Annotated in this window: 22 protein-coding genes and 1 tRNA gene; 9 read left to right on the top strand and 14 right to left on the bottom strand. The window is 68.4% G+C overall.

Annotated elements, in window-relative coordinates; all coding sequences use genetic code 11:
• Positions 1-69: 69 nt before the first annotated feature.
• Positions 70-537 carry a hypothetical protein gene (locus tag ACFXJL_RS12970; protein ID WP_384691824.1) on the bottom strand — a complete coding sequence of 156 codons (468 nt, stop codon included), beginning with the start codon at positions 535-537 and terminating at the stop codon, positions 70-72.
• A gap of 160 nt (positions 538-697) precedes the next feature.
• A complete protein-coding gene (locus tag ACFXJL_RS12965; RefSeq protein WP_358877242.1) occupies positions 698-1393 on the bottom strand; it encodes a helix-turn-helix domain-containing protein in 696 nt (231 codons plus the stop codon).
• Here ACFXJL_RS12965 and ACFXJL_RS12960 point away from each other — a divergent pair, their 5' ends adjacent.
• A complete protein-coding gene (locus ACFXJL_RS12960) occupies positions 1394-1531 on the top strand; it encodes a hypothetical protein (RefSeq protein WP_384635774.1) in 138 nt (45 codons plus the stop codon).
• A gap of 348 nt (positions 1532-1879) precedes the next feature.
• On the opposite strand, the gene ACFXJL_RS12955 is transcribed toward ACFXJL_RS12960, so the two are convergent.
• Genes ACFXJL_RS12955 through ACFXJL_RS12945 form a run of 3 tightly spaced genes read right to left on the bottom strand, consistent with a single transcriptional unit; the run spans position 1880 to position 3951 of the window.
• Positions 1880-2230, bottom strand: coding sequence for a hypothetical protein (locus ACFXJL_RS12955; RefSeq protein WP_384691819.1), 351 nt, complete (start codon positions 2228-2230; stop codon positions 1880-1882).
• The gene (locus ACFXJL_RS12950; RefSeq protein ID WP_384691816.1) at positions 2227-3564 is read right to left on the bottom strand and encodes a hypothetical protein; all 1338 of its coding nucleotides are present in this window, start codon (positions 3562-3564) and stop codon (positions 2227-2229) included. The genes ACFXJL_RS12955 and ACFXJL_RS12950 overlap by 4 nt, the downstream gene beginning before the upstream one ends.
• Before the next feature lie 6 nt (positions 3565-3570).
• Positions 3571-3951, bottom strand: a complete 381-nt coding sequence (locus tag ACFXJL_RS12945) for a hypothetical protein (RefSeq protein ID WP_384635766.1) — start codon at positions 3949-3951, stop codon at positions 3571-3573.
• Positions 3952-4698: 747 nt separating this feature from the next.
• On the opposite strand from ACFXJL_RS12945, the gene ACFXJL_RS12940 reads away from it, so the two are divergent.
• Positions 4699-5256 (top strand): DUF1062 domain-containing protein, encoded by a 558-nt coding sequence (locus tag ACFXJL_RS12940; RefSeq protein ID WP_384635763.1) that lies wholly within the window; start codon positions 4699-4701, stop codon positions 5254-5256.
• A 165-nt stretch (positions 5257-5421) separates the two neighbouring features.
• Here the strand turns inward: ACFXJL_RS12940 and ACFXJL_RS12935 are convergent.
• The 7 genes from ACFXJL_RS12935 to galU all read right to left on the bottom strand — a co-directional run bounded on the left by ACFXJL_RS12935 (position 5422) and on the right by galU (position 10797).
• A tRNA-Ala gene (locus ACFXJL_RS12935) sits at positions 5422-5495 on the bottom strand.
• Positions 5496-5599: 104 nt separating this feature from the next.
• A complete protein-coding gene (locus ACFXJL_RS12930; protein WP_384691813.1) occupies positions 5600-6688 on the bottom strand; it encodes a hypothetical protein in 1089 nt (362 codons plus the stop codon).
• Between the two features lie 143 nt (positions 6689-6831).
• Complete coding sequence (locus tag ACFXJL_RS12925; RefSeq protein WP_358877227.1) at positions 6832-7434, bottom strand: GNAT family protein; 603 nt, start codon at positions 7432-7434, stop codon at positions 6832-6834.
• A gap of 14 nt (positions 7435-7448) precedes the next feature.
• Complete coding sequence (locus ACFXJL_RS12920) at positions 7449-7997, bottom strand: MogA/MoaB family molybdenum cofactor biosynthesis protein (protein WP_358877332.1); 549 nt, start codon at positions 7995-7997, stop codon at positions 7449-7451.
• Between the two features lie 23 nt (positions 7998-8020).
• The gene (gene moaC / locus ACFXJL_RS12915) at positions 8021-8500 is read right to left on the bottom strand and encodes a cyclic pyranopterin monophosphate synthase MoaC (protein ID WP_358877226.1); all 480 of its coding nucleotides are present in this window, start codon (positions 8498-8500) and stop codon (positions 8021-8023) included.
• Positions 8501-8587: 87 nt separating this feature from the next.
• Positions 8588-9889 carry a gephyrin-like molybdotransferase Glp gene (gene glp / locus ACFXJL_RS12910; RefSeq protein ID WP_384691808.1) on the bottom strand — a complete coding sequence of 434 codons (1302 nt, stop codon included), beginning with the start codon at positions 9887-9889 and terminating at the stop codon, positions 8588-8590.
• A gap of 5 nt (positions 9890-9894) precedes the next feature.
• Positions 9895-10797: a UTP--glucose-1-phosphate uridylyltransferase GalU gene (gene galU / locus ACFXJL_RS12905; protein ID WP_358877224.1), complete on the bottom strand. Its 903-nt coding sequence runs from the start codon at positions 10795-10797 to the stop codon at positions 9895-9897.
• A 106-nt stretch (positions 10798-10903) separates the two neighbouring features.
• Between galU and ACFXJL_RS12900 the strand changes: the two genes are divergently transcribed.
• Entirely contained in the window at positions 10904-11533 is a 630-nt protein-coding gene (locus ACFXJL_RS12900; protein ID WP_384691805.1) for a 5-formyltetrahydrofolate cyclo-ligase, read from the top strand.
• Here the strand turns inward: ACFXJL_RS12900 and ACFXJL_RS12895 are convergent.
• Positions 11511-14432, bottom strand: coding sequence for a penicillin acylase family protein (locus tag ACFXJL_RS12895; protein WP_384691803.1), 2922 nt, complete (start codon positions 14430-14432; stop codon positions 11511-11513). The genes ACFXJL_RS12900 and ACFXJL_RS12895 overlap by 23 nt on opposite strands.
• A gap of 289 nt (positions 14433-14721) precedes the next feature.
• Between ACFXJL_RS12895 and ACFXJL_RS12890 the strand changes: the two genes are divergently transcribed.
• From ACFXJL_RS12890 to ACFXJL_RS12865, 6 genes are all read left to right on the top strand, one after another.
• Positions 14722-16161: a potassium/proton antiporter gene (locus ACFXJL_RS12890; protein ID WP_358877221.1), complete on the top strand. Its 1440-nt coding sequence runs from the start codon at positions 14722-14724 to the stop codon at positions 16159-16161.
• A 430-nt stretch (positions 16162-16591) separates the two neighbouring features.
• Complete coding sequence (locus ACFXJL_RS12885) at positions 16592-17890, top strand: MFS transporter (protein ID WP_384691799.1); 1299 nt, start codon at positions 16592-16594, stop codon at positions 17888-17890.
• Between the two features lie 69 nt (positions 17891-17959).
• Positions 17960-18334: an FmdB family zinc ribbon protein gene (locus ACFXJL_RS12880; RefSeq protein WP_384691796.1), complete on the top strand. Its 375-nt coding sequence runs from the start codon at positions 17960-17962 to the stop codon at positions 18332-18334.
• Between the two features lie 267 nt (positions 18335-18601).
• On the top strand, positions 18602-19441 hold the full coding sequence (locus tag ACFXJL_RS12875; RefSeq protein WP_358877218.1) for an S-methyl-5'-thioadenosine phosphorylase: 840 nt from the start codon (positions 18602-18604) through the stop codon (positions 19439-19441).
• Between the two features lie 870 nt (positions 19442-20311).
• A complete protein-coding gene (locus ACFXJL_RS12870) occupies positions 20312-20584 on the top strand; it encodes an RcpC/CpaB family pilus assembly protein (protein ID WP_384691793.1) in 273 nt (90 codons plus the stop codon).
• Positions 20585-20815: 231 nt separating this feature from the next.
• Positions 20816-21340: an MscL family protein gene (locus ACFXJL_RS12865; protein WP_384691790.1), complete on the top strand. Its 525-nt coding sequence runs from the start codon at positions 20816-20818 to the stop codon at positions 21338-21340.
• A gap of 22 nt (positions 21341-21362) precedes the next feature.
• Here the strand turns inward: ACFXJL_RS12865 and ACFXJL_RS12860 are convergent, their stop codons facing one another.
• Positions 21363-21563 (bottom strand): hypothetical protein, encoded by a 201-nt coding sequence (locus ACFXJL_RS12860; RefSeq protein ID WP_384691787.1) that lies wholly within the window; start codon positions 21561-21563, stop codon positions 21363-21365.
• Positions 21564-22011: the final 448 nt, after the last annotated feature.

Raw genomic sequence — 22011 nt, 5'->3', positions numbered from 1 at the left:
GCCGGTGGACGCACCCGCCCGGGACTGCGCCTGCCGGCGCGGCGCAGTCCGGGCGGTCGGGGAGATCGATCAGATGTCGATCACCCGGTAGGCGATGGTGTAGACACCGCCGGAGCCCTCCAGCGAGCGGTACTGGATCTCGTTGTTGAACTCGTTGCCACGCACCAGGGTGGAGCCGAGCTTGTCGTTGCCGCTGGTCGAGTCGTAGTCCCAGAGGGTGAGCGTGCGGGACTCGTTCTTGCCGAAGACCAGGGCGGCATTGCCATTGCCGTCCTCAAGGGAACGCCAGTAGTTCTTGCCCATGGTCTGGTAGCTGACGCCTCCGGGCCACACCTTCACATGGTTGCTGTTGCTGTCCGTGATGTTGAGGTACGCCTCGTCGTGGCCGCCCTCGCTGTTGGTGTGACAGGTCAGACCGACCAATTCGATCCGCACCTGGTCGATGGGGTTGGCCTGGGCCGTACCGGCCATGCTGCCGAACGTGCCGAGGGTCAGCAGGGCGGCGGCGGTCATCCGGGCGGTCCTGGTCATACGCATGGGTGGTTCCCCCTTGGTGGTGTCACATCACTGATGTGCGCTGACGGTGTGTCAGCCCTGCCGCAACCGGCCGGGCGAAGTGCCGTTCCCCCGGCACACCCCCAACTCTGCCGGCCCGCGCGACCGCGTTCTACGCGCGTTCCACTCAATGGGACGGTGCTCAGTGCAGCAGTACGGGAGGCAGTTCCACCGACGCCCCCACCCCCAGGGCCAGACCACGGGTGATCGCCGCACCGGCCTCGGCAACCGCCTGGGTCACCACCTCAAGCCGCCGTCCCACCGGCACCATCGCGGCCAGCGCCGCCACCGTGCGGCCCTCGGGCGAACGCACCGGCAACGCCGCACAACACACCCCGGGCACCACGTCCTCCCGATCCAGCGCCGCCTGGGCCCGTACGGGACCGCGCAGCGCCCGACCGGCCGCCGTGTCCAAGGGAAAGCTCATCCCGTCCCGCACCGGCACCAGCGGCTCCACCTCGCCCGGTACGGAACTGACCGTCAGCGCGAGGTCATCGCGCAGGACGGTCAACACGGCACTCGCCCCGGTCGTCGCCCGCAACCGGTGCAGCGGCAGCCGGGCTGCCAACCGAAGTCCGGGGTGCGGCTGCCAGGCATGGCCGATGCGGTAGAGCTGGCTGCCAACGCGATAGCGGTCCCCGTGCCGTTCGACCGCTCCCACGGCGATCAGTTGGTCCAGCAGCCGGTGGGCGGTGCTCTTGGGCACCTGGCACTCCAGCGCGAGTTCGGTGACCCCCGCACCGAGGGCGTGCCGGCGCAACGCCTCCAACAGTGCGAACGCCCCCTCGACCACGCCTCGCCCGCGCGTGGGGCGTAACGCATCATCTGTGGAAGCCACTTGGGACGCACCCTGCTGATCGACCGACCGATCCTCGCGCTGATCGCCTGGCTGATCGACCGTTCCCGGTTCGTACGACGCCTCGCCAGCCGTCCCATGCCCAGCGCGATCGCTCGAATCGGGTCTCTCAGGATGTGAGTGCGGACGCTTGGGTGTGTGCATCGGTCCCCCCGGACTGCTCACTCCCGGCCGTTGCCCCCCATGGCACGGCTTCGGGCACAAGGAGGAACGATGCCGTACGGACACACGTGCGGCGAAGCCTTTACGGTCCCGTGGCGTGCCGCACGGTCGACCCTGCCGGTTCGCTCAACGACCACTGCCGGGCCTGCCGACGCACCCTGTCGAACACCTTGCTCCCGCCGAACATGAGCGAGTACGCACCGGACGGCCGGATGCCCTGTTCATCCCGGCAGGACAGTGCGCGAGGACCAGCCACCCGCAGCACGAACGGGACACCGTTCTGGAGGGCGGGGGCCACGGCCTCGGTCAGAGCTCGGGGGCGAGGAGCGTCAGACGCAGGATCGCGGCGACAGCGAGCACGGCCGGTAGCGCGAACCACCAGCTGCGCAGCCAGGCGGCCTTCACGAACAGCCAGGTGAGCAGCGCCGTCACCACGGTGAGGGCCAGCGCGATGCCCGCGGCGATACCGGAGTTGGTGATCGCCTGCTTGTCCCAGGGGCCGTTCGGCTCCACCATGTACGCGGTGAGCGCGACGAAGCCCGTCACCAGATGCCCGACGATGACGACGACAGCACAGACGGCGGTCCCCACCCGACCGGCGGCCCCCGGCTGCCGCCGCTCCCCCACACCGGCCACCGGGCCCGTACTCGCACTCATTGCAGCGCCTCCTTCGCCTGGTCCAGCTTCCGGTCGAAGCCCCGACCGTACGCCTGGGCGTCGTCACTTTCGTAATAGGGCCCGCCGTTGTAGCGCGCGGCGAGTTCCTGCATCTGAGCGCGGGTCATCTGCTCGGGCGGCACATCGGCGAAACTACTCTCGGCCTTGAGTTGGGCCAGGTACTCCGACGCGATGAAGGTGTTCTTCGCGGAGTCCTTCACCGCGTCCAACACCGCATCGCGCTGGAGGTCGGTGAGATTGTGCGGGTCGTACCCGAGCACCTCGGCGGCCCGGCGGACCTGGATGGCCATGGGACCCAGTGAGGTCCTGTCCGGGTCCTCGCTGCCCGGAAGGATCTTACGTCCCTCGTAGGCGGCGTCGTCGAGCCAACCGGGGTCACCCGCCACCTCCTGCCACGCGATGCCCGCGACCATCTCGGGCGGCAGGCCCGAGTCAGCGGCGGCGGCCCTGATCAGCTCCTTGTTGGCGGTGATATAGCCACGGCGGTCCTCATCGGAGGTGGACCAGAGCCAGTAGTTGTTTCCCTGGCCAGCCGGTAGGCCGTCCACCCGGTTCGCGATGCGCATCAGCGTCTCGGAGATCACCACCTTGTCACCGACCGTCGGGATCGCGTCGACCTTGGGGCCCGCCCCCGGCAGTCGGACGTGCGGGTTGTCACGTGCCTCCCGCGCCTCCGCGCTCAGGGGTCCAAGACCCCTCAGGAACTTCTCCGGGTCCGCGATGGTGCCCTGGTAGTCGGGGATCGACTTGTACGCGGCCTTGAGGTCCGCGACGCACTTCTCCCTCGCCTCGGACTCGACGCGCAGGGCGTCGCTGTAGTGGTCCTTTGTCTGGTTGTAGTACCGCTCGGCCTCCTCCTTGATCGCATCGAGGTCGACGGTCAACTCCGCGAAGAAGTCACCCACTCCGGTCGTGCCCCGCAGGTCCTCCCACTGACGCAGCGGCTCCGCGGCCCGCGCGGTCGAGGTGATCGCCGTGGCCTCACGGGACATCACCTCGGAGAGCCTTCCCTCAGAGGTCTTGCCACTCGTGTAGTGACCCTTGGCGGTGGTCACCGCGTCTGCGTACAGGCCGAGGGCTGACGACGCCTTGCGGAACGCCTCCGACAGGGCATCCGCGAGGCCCTTGCTCTCCTTCAGCCGCTTGATGTACAGATCACGGGCTTCGCTCTCCCACTCCACCCCGGTCGCCTTCCGAAAGGCGTTGTCGGTCGACTCGATCAAGGTGTGGAGTCGCCTGAACTCGGCGGCATTGCGGTCGATGAGGGTCGGATTGGCGTCTTCGAGGAATTCGACGTCCGCACGGTAGGCCACCCTCGCTCACCGGTCCTTCGGAGCGACGTAACGCCCGCAGTCGAGCATCGCGTTCATCTGCCCCTGGATGCCCTGGTCAACGGCCGTGTAGTCCTCGCTCGACGACTTGAGCTTGGTGGACAGCGAGGCGAGGAGTACAACCATGTCGCTGTACTGGTCCTTGGCGAACCTGGCGAAGGTGTCGACGTTCGACGCAACATCGGCGTGTGCACGCGGGGCACGACACATCGTCGCGTTCTCACCGTCCATCCGACCTTCGTAGAGCAGACCCGCAATCTCCATCAGCAGATGCGAACTACCGTCGATGGACTCGGCATTGGCCATATATCCATCACCGGAGGCGCCCCTGCTGGAACGGCCCTCCACCGGCGCCCGGTTCAACCTCATTCGAACCAGGCTCTCTTGACGAGCAGCGGCGGCAACCGCCTTTGATTCTGCCCATTCCTCTTCGAATGACAACGTTTCCTCCCCCGTACGACGCACCCCAGATGAAGCCGGTGCACCTGACGACTTCCAGCCTGCCATGACTCATTCCTCAGGGGGGACGGAGTTTTGCCAGGAGGGCCGAGGCCACGGATGACGAGTACGACGGCTCGCGGCAGCCGCGCCAGCAGGCGTGTACGGGGCTGCCACGGTGTTGTCCGGTCCCGGGCAAGCCCACCCCATGCGGACACCTGCCCCGAACAGCCCCCGAAACGGCGAGATCCCGTCCGATCGAGACGATCGGACGGAACTCATGAACCACCGTCTACGAGCTGACCCGCGAACGGTCCTGCGGTTGGCTCGCGCCTTGAAGGACCGTCAGGCCGTATCGGGCAACTGACGGCGCCGCTTCAACGCCGAACGTCGCCCATCGCACAACACCACATCGCCCACCCACGGGCCAGCCCACACACAACGTCCCACCAGGGTCCCCAGGCACGGGTGTTGACGAGTCGTTCGGCATGGGCGGCGCAAAAAACAGTGGAGCCGTGCCCCCGGGTGCCGCTACCGTGCTCCCGCCCGCAGTCGCCCTGTCAAGGACGTGCCGTTGTACACCAAGTGAGACCCCCCGAGCGCTGAACCGTCGCGCGTCGCACCTGTGCGCCGTGCTCCTTTTCGCTGCGGTCTTCTCACTGGAACCGGTGTGTTTCTGTGTCCAAAACCTGGGTGGTTGTACCCACCTGCCTGCCCATCGTTCTCCGCCGTTGCCACCGGTGCGCCTCAGGGCGCTTCCGAGCGAACGGCAAATTCCGTGTCAATGCGAACCACAAGCTCCTTGACGCCTGGCTCCTCGCGCTGTGCACCAAGTGCGGGGACACCACCAAGCTCACGGTCCTGGAGCGGATGAACGTGCGTTCCGTACGACCAGAGCTCCTGAACCTGCTCCACGGCAACGACCTCGGCCTCGCGGCTGAACTGCTCCAGGACCCGCTCGTACGGCGCCGCAATCGCATCGCCCTCGACTGGGACAACACCTGGCACCTCGACAGCGGCGGGCCGAATCAACCGCATCAGTCAGAGGGTGAGGCGATCGAGGTCTCGGTCCGTTTCGCGGCCCGGATTCCTGTCCGGCCGGTGCGACTGATCGCGGAGGGCTTCGGCTTGTCGCGAGCCGAAGCCGAGAGACTGATCGCCGAGGGGAACCTCGTGTCGACAGTCCGCCTGAGCGGCAAGCTCTCGGGCGACTTCACCTTCACGCTCAAGCGCTGAGTCCCTCCGAGCCCAGGGCCTGTCCGGCAGAATCCGATCCACCGGACAGGCCCTGGTCCTGGGCTTCCGTCATGGTGAGGTGCCGGGCCTGACGTGGAGCTCTACATCCATAACAACGCCAAAGAGCCCCTGCCGGATCTCTCCGACAGAGGCTCTGAGCTGCGGTGGACCTGTGGGGATTTGAACCCCAGACCCCCTCGATGCGAACGAGGTGCGCTACCAGACTGCGCCACAGGCCCTTGCAACGAGTGAAACTCTAGCATCCCCGTCCGCGTGCCTGGAAATCCGTTCCCGGGCTGGTCACCAGGGTCCCGTTCGCGTCATTCGCTGGCTGTGCGTGGCGTCATTCGTTGGCCGCGCGGGGGCGATCGTCGTCCGCGTACTGGTCGAAGAGCGGGGTGCGGCCACGGTCGCGGGTGGTGCGGCGGGGTGGTGGGGCGTGGCGGTTGGCCGGGTCGTCCGGGAGGGGGGTCGGGTCGGCCGTGGAGGAGCGGGCCGAGCTCCAGGTCTCGGGGTCGTTCATATCGACTCCGGAGGTCGCCCGGGGAGCAACCGGGGCCGTGACGTACGTCGGCAGGGGGACGGGGACCGGGTCCCAGCTGTCGCCGCCCGCCGGGCCTCGATCGCGCTGCTGGTCGACCCATTCCGCATGGTCCGTCTGCTCCACGAGCGCGCGGCGGCCGGCCTCCTGGGGAGAGACCGGGGCCGGCTCGGGGCTCGGTGCGGAGTCATCGCCATGAGGGTTGTGGGAATGGTGAGGGCCACGGGCGTCGGGGGCCTCATGGCGCGCCGGGGGCGACACGGGCTGCTGGCGTCGGGGCCGGTTGTCGCGCAGTCGGGCCGCGGCGGCTTCGGCTTGGCGGCGGTCCATCACGACCACGAACCGCCGACGCTCCTGGGCGCGCAGATACATGATGTACACGCTCAGCAGAACCGCCGGGACGGCCGGCACCCAGAGCAGACCGAGGCCACCGACCGCGGCGGCGATGGCACCGAAGGTGAAGGCCAGGAAGAGCATCACGGTGGTGCGCCGGCGACGGGCGAGGACCTTGCTGCGTCGCGCGCGCTCGGTTGCGGCACGGCTGGGGCGCGGGCGCTGCCGAGCCGGCGCGGGCGGCTCGGCGACGGCCGGGGCGGGCACCCTCACCTCCGTGCGGGGCGCGGCGAAGGCCCGGACGTCCACGGAACTCAATCGATCCGTGACGACATCCGGGTCGACGTCGGAAGGGGGCTGCGTCTCCGTGCGCTCCCGTAGCTCCTTGGCGTACCGGCGCTCCATCGCACCCCGTCCGGACAGCAGCCGGATGGCGGTGGAGAAGCGTTCCGTCGGACGAGCTTCGTTCAACTCGTCCTGCCTGCGGAGCCACATCGGCACCAGATAGGCGGCCCAGGCCCCGACGATGACTGCATAGATGAGGCCGCTGCTGCTCACGGTCACACCGTAGAGGGATTCTTGCAAGGGCATCCGCCAATTGGCCCGGTGTGTCGTCCGATCCCGCTGATATCACGGACTTTTTTGCGAATGTTCAGATCACAAGATGGTCACCCTCGCGTGTATTCGAACATTTATTTCATTTAGCGCGGTGTGCCCGGTCTGGCCCGGTGCCAGCGGTGCAGCAGCCCGTCGGGGACCTCCTCGGACGTCAACGCGAAGACCAGATGGTCCCGCCACGCACCGTCGATATGGAGATAGCGGGGGCGCAAACCCTCTTCGCGGAATCCGAGTTTCTCCACGACTCGACGGCTCGGGTTGTTCTCCGGACGGATGCAGACCTCCATCCGGTGCAGACCGATCGAGAGGAAGCAGTGGTCGACGGCGAGGGCGACGGCCGTCGGCATCACCCCCCGGCCCGCGACCTCCCGATCCACCCAGTAGCCCACATGGCCTGAACACATCGAGCCCCAGGTGATCCCCGCAACGGTCAATTGTCCTACCAGGCGGCCCCGGTACTCGATGACGAAGGGCAGCATCCGGCCCGAGTTCGCCTCGGCGCGCAGATGGCGGACCATTTGGCGGTAGGTCGGGCGCTGGGCGAGCGGGGCACCCGGAACGGGCGGTGGGATGGTCGCCTCCCAAGGGCGCAACCAGTCGCGGTTGCGCCGGTTGACCTCGCGCCAGGCACGCTGGTCGCGCAGCTTTATCGGGCGGAGGACCACATCGCCGTCCGCCAGCACCACCGGCCAGGACGTGTTCAGCTCGGGCTCCCGGCAGGTCTGGGGTGGTCGCCGCCGTGGAGTTGGTCCACCGCGTGTGACAGGAGTCGTTCCAGGACGGTGAGGCCGTCACGCACTCCGCCGGTCGAGCCGGGCAGATTGACGATCAGGGTTCGCTCCGCCACACCGGCGAGTCCCCGGGAGAGCGCCGCGGTCGGCGTCTTGGCCAGGCCGTGTGCCCGGATGGCCTCGGGGATGCCGGGGATCTCGTAGTCGAGTACGGACCGGGTCGCCTCGGGGGTGCGGTCGGTCGGTGAGATTCCGGTGCCGCCCGTGGTGAGGACGACGTCGTACCGCTCGGCGACCGCGGAGCGCAGGGCCTCGTGGACGGGGTCGCCGTCGGGCACCACCCGAGGTCCGTCGACGCTGAAGCCGAGCCCTGCGAGGCCCTCGACCAACAGGGGGCCGGTGGTGTCGTCGTACACACCGCGGGCGGCCCGGTTGGAGGCGGTGATCACCAGCGCTCGACGGGTGGGGGAAGGCTGGACGGGGGCTTCGGCTGCCGGCCCATGGCTGTGGCTGTGCACCTCGCCGGCGCGGGGTACCCGGCTCACGATCGGCTCCAGGTACCGGACTTGCCGCCCGTCTTCTCCTCCACGCGCACATCGGTGATCACGGCCGACTTGTCGACGGCCTTCACCATGTCCACGACGGTGAGGGCGGCCACGGACACGGCGGTCAGTGCTTCCATCTCGACGCCGGTCCGGTCGGTGGTCTTCACGGTGGCCGTGATCTCCACGGCGTCGTCGGCGACGGAGAGGTCGAGGGTGACACCGGAGACCGCGAGGGGATGGCAGAGCGGGATCAGTTCGGGAGTCCGCTTGGCCCCCATGATCCCGGCAATACGGGCGGTGGCCAGCGCATCCCCTTTGGGGACGCCCTCGCCGCGCAACAGTTCCACCACGCGGGACGACACCCGCACCCGGCCGCTGGCGCGTGCGGTGCGCGCGGTGATCTCCTTCTCGGAGACGTCGACCATACGGGCCGCACCCGCCTCGTCGATGTGTGTGAGCCTGGCTTGGCTACTCATGCTGGTGCCGTTCCCGGTCGGGGGCCTTCGGGCGAGTGGGGCCGCAGGGGCCCATGTGCGCAGACACGCTACTCCCCCGGCCGGACATCAGCCGAGGAGGACCACCTCCACCTGTGCACCGGAGGCGACCGTCGTCACCGTCTCCGCCAGCACGATCAGGCAGTCGGCGTGGGCGAGCGCCGCGACCAGATGGGACCCCGAACCGCCCACAGGGGTGACGACCCCCTTGACCGGGTCGTAGGTGCCGCGGAGGAACTGGCGGCGGCCGGTCGGTGAACTCAGCGTCCTGTCGGTGTGAAGGGTGGCGTGCACACGGGGCCGATGGAGGTCTTCCAGACCCATCAGGGCCCGGATCGCCGGTCGCACGAACAGTTCGAAGCTGACGTACGACGAGACGGGGTTGCCCGGCAGCGCCAGCAGCGGGGTGTGCTCGGGTCCGATCGTGCCGAAGCCCTGGGGCTTGCCGGGCTGCATGGCGAGCGTACGGAAGTCGATGCCGCTGCCGGGCTCTTCCGCATCCCCCACGGAGGCGAGGGCTTCCTTGACCACGTCGTAGGCGCCGACGCTCACACCGCCCGTGGTGACCAGGAGGTCGGCGCGGATCAGTTGGTCCTCGATGGTGGAGCGCAGTTCGTCGGCGTCGTCGGTGACGGCCCCGACGCGGTACGAGAGGGCTCCGGCGTCTCGGGCGGCTGCGGCCAGGGAGAAGCTGTTGGAGTCGTAGATCTGGCCTTCGCCGAGCGTCTCACCGGGTTGGACCAACTCGCTCCCGGTGGACAGCACCACGACGCGTGGCCGGGGCCGCACCCGCACGGTGCCGCGGCCGATCGCGGCGAGCAGGCCAATCTGCGGCGGTCCGAGGACCGTGCCCCGGGCGAGCGCCAGATCGCCGGCGCGCACATCGCTGCCCCGGGTGCGGATATGGGCTCCCGCGGTGACCGGCCGGTGGATGCGGACCTCCCCGCCCGCCCCCTCGGGTGAGGTCTCGGCCGGCAGCATCGTCGTGACGGCGCCCCCACCGGCGCCACCGTCGGTCCACTCGACCGGAATCACTGCTTCGGCGCCCGGCGGGAGGGGTGCGCCGGTCATGATGCGGGCCGCTTGGCCCGGTCCCACCTCGGGCGGCGTCCCGCCGCCGGCCGCCACATCGCCGATGACGGTGAGGACGGCGGGAAACTCCTCGGTGGCCTGCTCGACATCCGCCGTACGCACCGCGTACCCGTCCATCGAGCTGTTGTCGAAGGGCGGCAGGGCCACGGGAACCGTGATGTCCTCGACGAGGACGCAGCCCTGCGCCTCCAGCAGGTGCAGCTCGATCGGTTCGAGCGGGCGGATCGCCCCGAGGATGTCCTCCAGGTGGTCGTCCACCGACCAGATCGTGCTGCTCACCGTCGTTACATCTCCTCGGTCACATAGCTGCGCAACCAGCTTCGGAACTCGGGTCCCAGGTCTTCACGTTCGCATGCGAGTCTGACAATGGCCCGCAGATAGTCGCCGCGGTCTCCGGTGTCGTACCGCCGACCCTTGAAGACGACTCCGTGCACCGGGCCGCCCACCGTCTCGTCCTCGGCCAGCTTCTCGATGGCGTCGGTCAGCTGGATCTCGTTGCCCCGGCCGGGTCTGGTCTCGCGCAGTATGGCGAAGATCGCGGGGTCGAGCACATAGCGGCCGATGATCGCGAGGTTGCTGGGAGCGTCGGCAGGATCGGGCTTCTCGACCAGTTCGGTCACCCTGACGACGTCTCCCTCGGCGGTGGCCTCGACACCGGCGCAGCCGTAGAGGTGGATCTGTTCGGGCTCGACCTCCATGAGGGCGATCACACTGCCGCCCATCCGTTCCTGGACCTCGACCATCCGGGAGAGCAGGGGGTCGCGGGGGTCGATCAGGTCGTCACCGAGGAGGACGGCGAACGGCTGGTCCCCGACGTGCGGGGCGGCGCACAGGACGGCATGGCCGAGACCGCGCGGGTTGCCCTGACGCACGTAGTGCATGGTGGCCAGGTCGCTGGACTCCTGGACCTTCTTCAGTCGGTTCTCGTCGCCCTTGCGGCTGAGCGCCTCTTCGAGTTCGTAGTTGCGGTCGAAGTGGTCCTCCAGGGGGCGCTTGTTCCGGCCGGTGATCATCAGTACGTCGGAGAGGCCGGCGGCCACCGCTTCTTCGACGACGTACTGGATCGCGGGCTTGTCGACGACAGGCAGCATCTCCTTGGGAGTGGCCTTGGTCGCGGGGAGGAAACGCGTTCCGAGACCGGCGGCAGGGATGACCGCCTTGCTGATCCTGGGCTTCGACTGATTCATTTTCGGCACACCATCCGGTGAGTATGGGCAGAAGATAAGCCTTCGGTTAACTTCCTTACGATAAAGGGACATACGAGAGATTTACGCGAATCTGACAGGAAGTCATATGCCTGAAGTTCATGGGGAGCCGTCGGCGACGAAGAAGGCCCTGCGGCAGAAGCTCCTCGCCGCCCGTGCCGCCCTCTCCCCCGACCAGACGCGGGCAGCGGCGCAACTCCTCGCGGAGCAGGCACTGCGGCTGCCGGAGCTGACCGGGGCGGCCACGGTCGCCGCGTACGTCTCCATCGGACGCGAGCCCGGCACCAGGGCGCTGCTCGACGCGCTGCGGGAGCGGGGGGTGCGGGTCCTGCTGCCGGTCCTGCTGGCCGACAACGACCTCGACTGGGGCGAGTACCAGGGCCCCGACGAGCTGGTGTCCGCCGGACGCGGGCTGCTGGAGCCCACCGGACCGGGACTCGGCACGGATGCCGTGGTGGAGGCGGATGCCGTGCTCCTTCCCGGATTGGCCGTGGACGCACGCGGAATGCGACTGGGCCGCGGCGGCGGCTCCTACGACCGGGTACTGGCCCGACTTGCGTCGGCGGACGTGTGGCCCGCGCTGGTGGTGCTGCTCTACACGCACGAGGTGGTCGAGCAGGTTCCCGTGGAACCGCACGACCACCCCGTGGACGCCGCCGTCACACCGAACGGGGTGCGACGCTTCGCCACTGCCGTCAGGGACCGGCCTTCGGAGTGAGGGTGAGGGTGTCGACCGTGTTGGTCTCCACCGCATTCGGGCTGAAGGACCAGTCGAGCAGTTCCCCATTGGCCCACTTGTCCGTCTGATCGGTGTAGTGGGCGCTGTAGGCGTGCCCGGAGGCACCGGAGAGGTTGATCCAGCGGGACTTGTCCCAGTCGCCGACGTTTACGACCATCCGCATCGACGGCACCCAGACGACCTCGTAGCCCGCGGCGGCGTTCCAGCCGGTGGCGTTGACCGTCGCCTCACCGCCACCGAGGTTCCACGGACCGCGGTTCAGGAGGTACTGGAGGAAGCCGGGGCCATCGGTGCCGAGCGTCTGGTTCTTCAGCGTCAACTGGTGCAGTCGACCCCAGCTCCAGCTGGAGATGTCCTTGCCCAGCTCCGCCGTGAGCTCCCAACGGGCGTCTTCCATGGCCCGGGCGAACAGCTCGTCCCGGGTGTCGGTCGCCTTGTCGTTGCGGCTCGCGGGCGAGCGCCACCAGCTGTTCTTCTCGTCGTTCACGATCTTGCGCACCACCTCGAACCAGCGGTCGCCGCCGTCCGGCTGGGCCGAGTCAGCATCGCGCTGACCGCACTCGATGACCCGCTCCAGCTCGTCCAGGGGTGCCGTGCTGTCCGCCGGGCGAACGCTCAGGCAGTCGCCCTCGACCCGCATCTCCTTGGGCAGCTTGTTGCCGAACGCAAGCTTGAGGACATGGCGCCAGACACCGTTGAAGTACGCGGCGGCGGCCGAGTCCGGCTCCTGGCTGTAGTCCCAGGTCTCCAGCAGCTTCTGCGCCTCGCGGACATATGGATCCGAGATGTCGATCTTCAGCAGCAAGGGGGTGAGGATCTTCGCGATCTCACTGGTGTTGTCCATCTGCATGGTGCGCATGTCTTCGGTGGAGATCTTGCCGCCGTCTTTGATCTTCGACTCGATCAGGTTGTTGATCCGCTGGCTGCGCGCACCGTACCCGTAGTCCTTGGTCAGCAGGTACTTGTACTTGTCGGGGTCGATGACGGCCTGGTTGGCGGTGACGATGTAGCCGCGCTCGGGGTCCTCCTCGTACGGCATCTCGTCGAAGGGGACGGGGTCCCGCTCCCAGTCGTAGTCCGGGTCCCAACCGAGGGCGGGGACGGAACCGTCGCCCTTCTTGCGTACCGGGATCTTGCCGGGGGCCTGGTAGCCGATCTTGCCTTCGGCGTCGGCGTAGATGAGGTTCTGCGACGGCACTTCGAAGTCCTTGGCCGCGGCGCGGAACGTCTTGAAGTCCTTCGCCCGGTTGAGGTCGAACACCGCGTCCATCGACTTGCCCGCGTCCAGCGCCGTCCAGCGCAGCGCTATGCCGTAGCCGGTCGCGCGGTCGGGGGCGGGGACGTCGTCGGGTACCGGGGCCTTCTGACCGACCTTCTCCAACTCGCTGCTGCGGTCCGAGATCAGCGGACCATGACCGGTCTGGCGCACGGTGATCGTCTTGCTCTCACCGCCGGCCACCTTGATCACTTCCTTGCGGGTGATCAGTTCCTTCTGCTCGTCGCCCACCTGGTACGAGTTGCCGCTCAACTTCTCCAGATAGAGGTCGGTGACGTCGGCGCCGAGATTGGTGAAGCCCCAGGCGATGTCCTGGTTGTGGCCGATGACCACCCCGGGCATCCCGGAGAAGGTGTAGCCCGCGGTCTGGAAGGTGCAGGCGTCGGAGACCTTCCGGCAGTGCAGACCCATCTGGTACCAGAGCGAGGGCAGCTGGGGCGCCAGGTGCGGGTCGTTGGCCAGCAGGGGCTTGTTCGTCGTCGTGTACTTGCCCGACACGACCCACGAGTTGGAGCCGAGCCCGTTGCCGTTGGGGCCGAGCAGGGCGGGGATGCTGTCGAGGGATTCGGAGACGGCGGCGAGCTGGGAGTTCAGTCCCTCGGTCGCGTCCGTGGCATCCGCGGGCGCGCCGTCGGTGCCTTCGGCCGGGGTGCCTCCGGCGTCATGGCCGAGCGTGCCCTCGGTGCTGCCGTCGCCCGAGTCCTCGGACTGTGCGCCGTTGCCGACATCGCCACCGTTGCCGTCAGTGCCGTCGTTGCCGTCGTTGCCGTTGCCGTTGCCGTTGCCGTTCTCGTCGCCGTTCTCGTCTTCCCGGATGTCGCCCCTCGGCTCCGCCTCCGGGTCGAACTTCTTCGTGGCGGGATCGACGGCGCCGTTCTCCATGATCGGCTTGTTCTCGACGCGATACGGCGGATAGAGGTCCTTGATCTGCTTCTCGTCGAGCCGACTGGTCAGCAGCGAACGGTCGATCTCCTCCTGCATGTTGCCGCGCAGGTCCCAGGCCATCGCCTTGAGCCAGGCCACCGAGTCCACCGGGGTCCACGGTTCCGGCTTGTAGTCGTTGGTGAAGGCCAGCGCCGCGTACTCGAAGGAGAGGTCCTTGCCGCCCTTGCCCTGGAGGTAGGCGTTCACACCGTCCGCGTACGACTTGAGGAACTTCTTGGTGTCGGGCTCAAGCTTCTCGTCGTACTCCTGTTGCGCGACCTGCCGAAAGCCGAGCGTGCGCAGGAAGGAGTCGGTCTCGACCAGGTCGGAACCGAACATCTCGGAGAGTCGACCCGACGTCATATGACGGCGTACGTCCATCTCCCAGAAGCGGTCTTGGGCGTGCACGAACCCCTGGGCGCGGAAGAGGTCGTTATCGCTGTCGGCGTAGATCTGCGGAATTCCGTAGTCGTCGCGTTTGACTTCGACCTGGCCGCTCAGGCCGGGAATCTCGATGGTTCCGGTGGTTTGGGGGAAGGAGGCACGTACGGCGCTCACACCCCAGTAACCGCCGTAGCCGATCCCGCCGAGCAACGCCAGCACCAAGAGGATCACGAGCAGGCGGGCGCGTCGCCCCTTCTTCTTCTTGGGGGAAGAGGCGGTTGTGTTGGCGGGCATCGCTGTCCTTCGAGGCGCAGGCTGGTCCAGGAGTGCTGGGAGCAACCATAGGCGCAGCGTCGCGGCGCCCCTGACGCGGTATCCGAAATGCGCACCCCTCGGCTGGGCGTTTCCCATGGCTGCGGCCCTGTTGGCCATGATGATCTACGCGTCAAGGAAACGTTAAAGATTAGGTAAGGTAACGAAGTGTCGCCGCCCGGAGTAACGATCCGGCATGTAGAGGCGCGAGGGGAAGGATCGGCCACTGACTGTCCACGATCTCAACGAACTCCTGCTCGTCTGCTCGCTCGTGCTGCTCATCGCCGTTGCGGCAGTGCGGATCTCGTCGCGCAGCGGACTCCCCAGCCTGTTGCTGTATCTCGGCATCGGCATCGCCATAGGGCAGGACGGCTTCTTCGACGTCAAGTTCGACAATGCCGAACTGACGCAGGTCATCGGCTATGCCGCCCTGGTGGTGATCCTCGCCGAAGGTGGGCTCGGGACCAAGTGGCAAGAGGTCAAACCGGCCCTGCCCGTGGCGGTCGCGCTGTCGACCGTCGGTGTCGCGGTCAGCGTGGGCATCACGGCCACGGCGGCCCACTACCTGGTCGGTCTGGAGTGGCGGCAGGCGCTGATCATCGGCGCGGTGGTGTCGTCGACGGATGCCGCAGCAGTCTTCTCCGTACTGCGCAAAGTGCCCCTGCCATCCCGGATCACCGGTGTGCTGGAAGCCGAATCGGGCTTCAATGACGCGCCCGTGGTCATCCTGGTCGTCGCCTTCTCCGCGGCCGGACCGGTGGATCACTGGTACGTACTGGTCGGCACGATCGCCCTGGAGCTGGCGATCGGTGCGGCGATCGGACTGGCGGCCGGATTCCTGGGCGCCTTCGCACTGCGACATGTGGCACTGCCCGCGTCGGGGCTCTATCCGATCGCCGTGATGGCGATCGCCGTGGTCGCGTACGCCGCCGGCGCGATGGCCCACGGCAGTGGGTTCCTCGCCGTCTATCTGGCGTCGATGGTCCTCGGCAACTCCAAACTGCCGCACGCCCCGGCCAACCGCGGATTCGCGGAGGGACTCGGCTGGCTGGCACAGATCGGGATGTTCGTCCTGCTCGGGCTGTTGGTGACCCCGCACGAACTGGTCGACGACTTCTGGCCCGCGGTGACGGTGGGGCTGGTGCTGACGGTGGTGGCCCGTCCGCTGTCGGTGTTCATCAGCCTGCTGCCGTTCCGTCTGCCACGGCGCGAACAGATCCTGCTGTCCTGGGCGGGACTGCGCGGAGCCGTTCCCATCATCCTGGCCACCATCCCGATGGTGAGCGGTGTGGCGGGCAGTACCCGGATCTTCAACATCGTGTTCGTCCTGGTCGTCGTCTACACGCTGGTGCAGGGGCCGACGCTGCCCTGGTTGGCCAGGGCGCTGCGGATCGGGCCGGGCGCACCGTCCGATCTGGGGGTGGAGTCCGCACCGCTGGAGCGGCTGCGCGGGCATCTGCTCTCGGTGTCGATTCCGGACGAGTCGCGGATGCACGGTGTGGAGGTCGGCGAACTGCGTCTGCCGCCGGGAGCTGCGGTCACGCTCGTCGTCCGGGACGAGAAGAGCTTCGTGCCCTCGCCGACGACGGTGCTGCGGCGGGGTGACGAACTGTTGGTGGTGGCCACGGACCCGGTACGGGACGCGGCCGAGCAGCGACTGCGGGCCGTCGGTCAGGGCGGGAAGCTGGCGGGATGGCTGGGGACCGGTTAGGCGGGTCGGGCACACGGAGTGGACACACGGGACGGGTGCGTGTGCGGGACCGTGGGGGCTGGTGCCGGGTGCCGTCTCCCGTCCGGGCGCTGCGCGGGGGACGGTGCCGTTACGGGGCGTCCAGGCAGGGGCTGGGGGAGGCGGTACCGCACGGTCCACACCCGTCGGCAGGATCGTTTCTGCACTGATGCCCAGCCCCGTCAATTGTCGACTATCGACGCCTTTGAAGATCCCTGTACGATGAGTGCACATCTGATCGACCACCTCTGCCTGACGCAGAGCTGGCGCGACCGTATGGCGGCCGAGAAGCCCTCCGCAGTTCGCAGTGGGGACCCGGTATCTACCGCAGTCCCGCGCGCATAGAGGACAGCTCTCGGTCGCTCCCGCCACGCCATGGGAGTGCCCACCAGGCGGCAGAAAGGCACGGACCGTGGCATCCACGGTCACCACCGGCAAGCGGCCGGGCTACGGACAGTTGCTGCGAACCCCGGGAGCCTGGGGCTTCCTGCTCCCCGGTTTCGCAGCGCGACAGCCCTTCGCCATGCTGACCATCGGCATCGTCCTGCTGGTCCAGCACACGACCGGTTCCTACGGCAGCGCGGGAGCCGTCGCCGCCGTCACGGGTGTCTCCATGGCACTCTTCGCCCCCCAGAGCGGCAAACTCGCGGACCGTTACGGCCAACGCGCCGTACTGCTCCCCGGGGTCCTGGTGCACACCGCATCCGTATCCGCCCTCACCGCGCTCGCGCTGGCCGACGCCTCCCTGTGGGTGCTGTTCGCCGCGGCCGTACCCGCGGGCGCGTCCGTTCCCCAGGTCGGCCCCATGGTGCGCGCCCGCTGGGCGGCCAAGCTCGACGGATCGCCGCTGATGCAGACGGCAGCCGCCTTCGAATCGGTGACGGACGAGTTCACCTTCGTCGTCGGCCCGGTCCTCGCAACGGCGCTGTGCACCGGGGTCCACCCCGCCGCCGGCCTGATCGCGGAAGCCTCGCTGACCCTGGTCGGCGGCCTTCTCTTCGCAGCTCAGAAGCGCACCCAGCCGCCCGTACGCCGCTTCGACGGCGCCGTGGGCACCCAGGCCCGGGTCTCCGCGTTCTCCATTCCCGGCGTACGGGTCCTGGTGGTCGCCTTCCTCGGCATCGGCACGGTCTTCGGCGGCATGCAGGTCTCGCTGACGGCCTTCACGGAAGAGATCGGCAACCCCGGTGCGAACGGTCTGCTGTACGGGATCTTCGCCGCGGGCAACATGCTGGCGGGCGTCGTCTTCGGCGCCATCGCCTGGAAGACCGGTCCACGACGGCGGATGGTGATCGGATACATCGGACTGACGCTCGCGGCGTCGGTGCTGTGGACCATCGACTCACCCGCCCTGCTCGCGGTGGTCGGACTGCTGGTGGGACTCTGCATCGCACCGGCCCTGATCGGTGGCTACACGCTCGTCGAACCGCTGGTGCCGGCGTCGGCGCGGACCGAGGCGTTCACCTGGCTGACGGGTGCGGTGGCCCTCGGCCAGGCCGCGGCGGTCACCACGGCCGGGCAGTTGGCCGATGCCCACGGCTCAGCAGCCGGGTTCGTGGTGCCCCTGGTGGGGACCGCGCTCGCCCTGGTCACCCTTCTCGCCCTAGGGTCACGACTGACACCGGCCACCGCCGGAACCACGGACACCGGGCTCGTGGCAGCTCGTGGGACGAGTGGGATGGATCACCGCACGCGAGTGACGGTGGACTGATTCAACGGAATACGTCACTATGGACCGTCGTTTAGCACTCATTGAGTGAGAGTGCCAGGAGGAAGACCAGTGCCGACCTACCAGTACCAGTGCACCGAATGCGGCGAGGGCCTTGAGGCGGTGCAGAAGTTCACCGATGACGCCCTGACCGTGTGCCCGAGCTGTGACGGACGCCTCAAGAAGGTGTTCTCGGCGGTCGGCATCGTCTTCAAGGGCTCCGGCTTCTACCGCAATGACAGCCGCGGCTCTTCGTCGAGCAGCTCCACGGGCAGCGGTTCCTCGGCGACGCCGGGGAAGTCGTCCGATGCGAAGTCGTCCGACTCGAAGACCTCGGAGACGAAGGCGAGCACGTCATCAGCCTCGTCGTCCTCGTCTTCGGGCTCGTCATCCGCTTCTTCGTCGTCATCGTCGTCATCGTCGTCGTCATCGTCGTCGGCGGCCTGATCGATTCTCTGGCGGCGGCCTGACTGGGCCGCCGTCCGGTACGGCTGCGAGCTCGACCGCCGTATCCACCCGCATTTCTGCTACGCCCCGGGTCCTGCCGTACTCATACGGCGGGACCCTTCGCGTACCCGCTCACGGATGCCTCAGAGCTGCCTCAGAGCTGCCTGACGGGTGCCTCAGAGCTGCCTCACGGGCACTCCACGGATGTCGCGAAGAACGCTGCCGCGACGTACCGGTCGCATTGCGCGCGTCGATAGTGTGGCCGGCATGGCGAACACGAACGCAGAGATCGGCGTGATCGGTGGATCCGGGCTCTACTCCTTCCTGGAGGACGTGACGGAGATCCAGGTGGATACCCCCTACGGCAGCCCCAGCGACTCCCTCTTCCTGGGCGAAGTGGCAGGTCGGAAGGTCGCCTTCCTGCCCAGGCACGGCCGTGGACACCACCTTCCGCCCCATCGCATCAACTACCGGGCCAATCTGTGGGCCTTGCGCTCGGTGGGCGTACGCCAGGTGCTGGCGCCGTGCGCGGTAGGAGGGCTCCGACCGGAGTACGGACCGGGGACGCTGCTCGTTCCCGATCAGTTGGTGGACCGTACGAAATCTCGTGCGGAGACCTATTTCGATGGCGCCCCACGTGCGGACGGCGTCGTTCCGAACGTGGTGCACACCACCTTTGCCGACCCCTACTGCACGGCAGGGCGGACCGTGGCGCTCAAGGCCGCCCGCGGGCGGCAGTGGGAGCCGGTCGACGGCGGAACGCTCGTGGTCATAGAAGGGCCGCGATTCTCCACCCGGGCCGAGTCCCGCTGGTTCTCGTCCGAGGGCTGGTCGGTGGTGGGGATGACCGGGCACCCCGAGGCGGTGCTCGCCCGGGAGCTGGCCCTTTGCTACACCGCGTTGGCTCTGGTCACGGACCTGGACGCCGGTACTGAGACGGGCGATGGCGTATCCCACACAGAGGTGATGCGGGTGTTCGGCGAGAAGGTGGGACAGCTGCGGGAAGTGCTTTTCGACGCGGTGGGTTCGCTGCCGGGCCAGGATGAGCGGGACTGCTTGTGCGTGGACGCGCACGCCGGCTGGGACCTGGGGTTCGACCTGCCCTGAGGGGGACAGGGCCAAGGACGTCACTGCGGTGGACAGCTGGCCGGTACGTCGACCTCTGGTGCGCTTGAACGCCACGATCCGGTGAGGGAGTTGTCCACAACGGGCCCGCTGTCCACAGGCAACAGCGGGTTGGTGGCGCAACAGGGATGGTGAGGGGCGAAAGGGCCCCGGGCGACCGGGGCTGCTCCTCACGACGGGCGGTTCCTGATCATGGACACGAATCCTTCTGCTTCCACCGGTGCGCGGTCGAGGGCAGCGGCACCGCGGCGGGCTGTCTTCCGGCCGACTTCTGCTGCGGTGTTCTCTTCCTCAGTTGCCCCATCCACGACGGTCCACCATGAGCCGCCGCCCACCGCGGCTTCTTGTGTGCCCGGGGCCGGAGCCGGGGCCGAAGCCGGAACCGGGGCCGGGGCCGGGGCCGAAGCCGGAACCGGGGCCGGAACCGGAACCGGGGCCGGGGCCGTACCCGGAGCCGCGATGGCTCGCTCTGCGCCACCGCCCGCGATGACGGGGCCCGTGGGGCGCCCCCGTCCGTGCAGCTGTCAATCGACAGGTCAAGCGCATGCCTTGGCTCCATCGGACGTGTCGGAAAGGGCGGTCAGGGGCGGTCCCGCGCTTCCTGCCACGGCCGTTCCTGAGCCGCATCGGATTCCTGAGTTCGCTCCCCTGCGGGTCCAAGGCGGGGCACATCGGCTGAGGCGGGCCCTTCGCCGTCGGCGGCGGCAAGGGCTCGCCGCGGGCCTTGCGCTGGTCGCGACCGCCCTGGCGGTCGCGAGTGCGCGCGGGGAGGACGGCGATGCCGGCAACGCCTCCGCGGTCCCACCCCGGCCGAGGCCACCCGCGAGCTCCGTCGAGATGGTCTCGGCGCCCGTGCGCATCGCGGATGGGGAGACGGTCCGGCTGCTCAGGCCAGGAGATCGGCTCGATGTGATCGCGGTGCCGGATGCGCCAGCCGGCGGGCGGGGCGAGCAGCCTCCGGCCCGGGTGGTGGCGGCTGGAGTCCGAGTGACAGAGGTGCCCACGGCAGCCGACGACGGCACGGAAGATGGTGGTGCTCTGGTCGTGCTGTCGGTTCCTCGAAGCACCGCCGTCGAACTGGCGGGGGCGAGCGCGGCCACCAGGTTGGCGGTGACCCTGCGGTGAGCGTCGCATTCGGCCCGGTTCTCCTGCCAGGGCGACCGAGCAACCCCCCTGGCCACGCCAGCGCTGAGCGCACCCGCGCACCTGCCCGCGCCCGTCCACGCGGGTCCACTCGTACTGGCGTGCCGTCTGGTCACCTCCCGATCCCGCTGAAGTGGACATCACAGCCATGCGTTGGCTTAGGTTGCGGGGGGTTTGACCCCGTCCCCTGTACATGCGAAGAAAGGCTCAGTGTTGAGCGAGCAGAAGGTCAGCGTCCTGGAGGGCTTCAAAACCTTCCTGTTGCGCGGCAATGTGATCGATCTGGCTGTCGCCGTCGTCATCGGCGCGGCATTCACCCAGATCGTCAACGCCGTGGTCAAGGGCGTTATCAACCCCTTGGTGGGCGCATTCGGCACCAAGAACCTGGACTCCTACAGCTCCTGCATCAAGGGGACCTGCGAGGTGGTGAACGGCGAGGTCGACGGCATCAAGATCCTTTGGGGTTCCGTCCTCGGCGCGACCCTCAGTTTCCTGATCACCGCGGGCGTCGTCTACTTCCTGATGGTGCTGCCCATGTCGAAGTACCTGGCGAAGAAGGCCGCCCGCGACGCCGCGAAGGAAGGCGCGAAGGAGGTCGTGGAGCTGTCGGAGCTGGAAGTGTTGAAGGAGATCCGCGACACGCTGATCGCTCAGTCCGGGCGGGGTACCGCCACCGGCTCCACCGGTTCAGGTCCGGCACCGGGAAGCGGCCCTGGCACCGGCCCGGGCCGCAGCTAGCGACAGATCGGGCCGCAGGGCTTCACACGTGGTGGGGTGGCTTCTCATCGAGGAAGCGAGAAAGGTCATCGTCGCCGCTCGTTGGAGGCCGCTCACCCCACCCTCGGTCCGTATCGTCCGAGGACTGCCGGTCCAGCGGATCGTCGAAGTCGATCCTCGGCTTCGGCGGCTCCTGCCGGGGGTGCTTCGCATCTCGCGATCCGGGGGCGGGGGCGGTGCTCATGCCTCCAGGGTACGGCGGTGTTGCGCGCCCCGGCCAGCAGCGCCGCACGCCCGCCGGATCCGAGCAGGCGGCGCCCGAACAGCCGGTGCGGACCGAGGGCCTGGACCGGGGCGGGGCTGTGGACGCACTGCCGGTACCGCCGACCCCGGGGCTTGTGGATCGACCACCGTGCGCTCTGCGTGCCGGTCCCGGTCGACCACCCTGCACGCTGCTTGCGAGTCGACGACCGAGGACCCCGCGCACCGTCCGGGACCTTCTCCACCGGGCAGCAAGGCGCCTGTGGAAGCCGGTCCGATCGTTCAGCGCCCCGGGCGCCCCTCCGACGGCCGCGGTCGGGTGGCGACGCATGGGCACGGGCACGGACGTGGGCACGGGCGTGGGCGGCGTTGGCGCCGCCCTGACCGCGAGGCCGGTTGGGGCGGGAGTCCTCAGCGCTGCGCCCAGGGTG

Origin of the sequence: Streptomyces sp. NPDC059256 (genome assembly GCF_042753785.1) — a bacterium.
Taxonomy (GTDB): Bacteria; Actinomycetota; Actinomycetes; order Streptomycetales; family Streptomycetaceae; genus Streptomyces.
This window is presented reverse-complemented; position numbering and strand designations above follow the sequence as displayed.

Excerpts from the sequence above, each read along its gene's own strand:
- ACFXJL_RS12970 (WP_384691824.1), bottom strand. The coding sequence starts at position 537 with ATGCGTATGACCAGGACCGCCCGGATGACCGCCGCCGCCCTGCTGACC.
- galU (WP_358877224.1), bottom strand. The coding sequence starts at position 10,797 with ATGAATCAGTCGAAGCCCAGGATCAGCAAGGCGGTCATCCCTGCCGCC.
- ACFXJL_RS12900 (WP_384691805.1), top strand. The coding sequence starts at position 10,904 with ATGCCTGAAGTTCATGGGGAGCCGTCGGCGACGAAGAAGGCCCTGCGG.
- ACFXJL_RS12860 (WP_384691787.1), bottom strand. The coding sequence starts at position 21,563 with ATGAGCACCGCCCCCGCCCCCGGATCGCGAGATGCGAAGCACCCCCGG.
- ACFXJL_RS12895 (WP_384691803.1), bottom strand. The coding sequence starts at position 14,432 with ATGCCCGCCAACACAACCGCCTCTTCCCCCAAGAAGAAGAAGGGGCGA.
- ACFXJL_RS12875 (WP_358877218.1), top strand. The coding sequence starts at position 18,602 with ATGGCGAACACGAACGCAGAGATCGGCGTGATCGGTGGATCCGGGCTC.
- moaC (WP_358877226.1), bottom strand. The coding sequence starts at position 8,500 with ATGAGTAGCCAAGCCAGGCTCACACACATCGACGAGGCGGGTGCGGCC.
- ACFXJL_RS12955 (WP_384691819.1), bottom strand. The coding sequence starts at position 2,230 with ATGAGTGCGAGTACGGGCCCGGTGGCCGGTGTGGGGGAGCGGCGGCAG.
- ACFXJL_RS12945 (WP_384635766.1), bottom strand. The coding sequence starts at position 3,951 with ATGAGGTTGAACCGGGCGCCGGTGGAGGGCCGTTCCAGCAGGGGCGCC.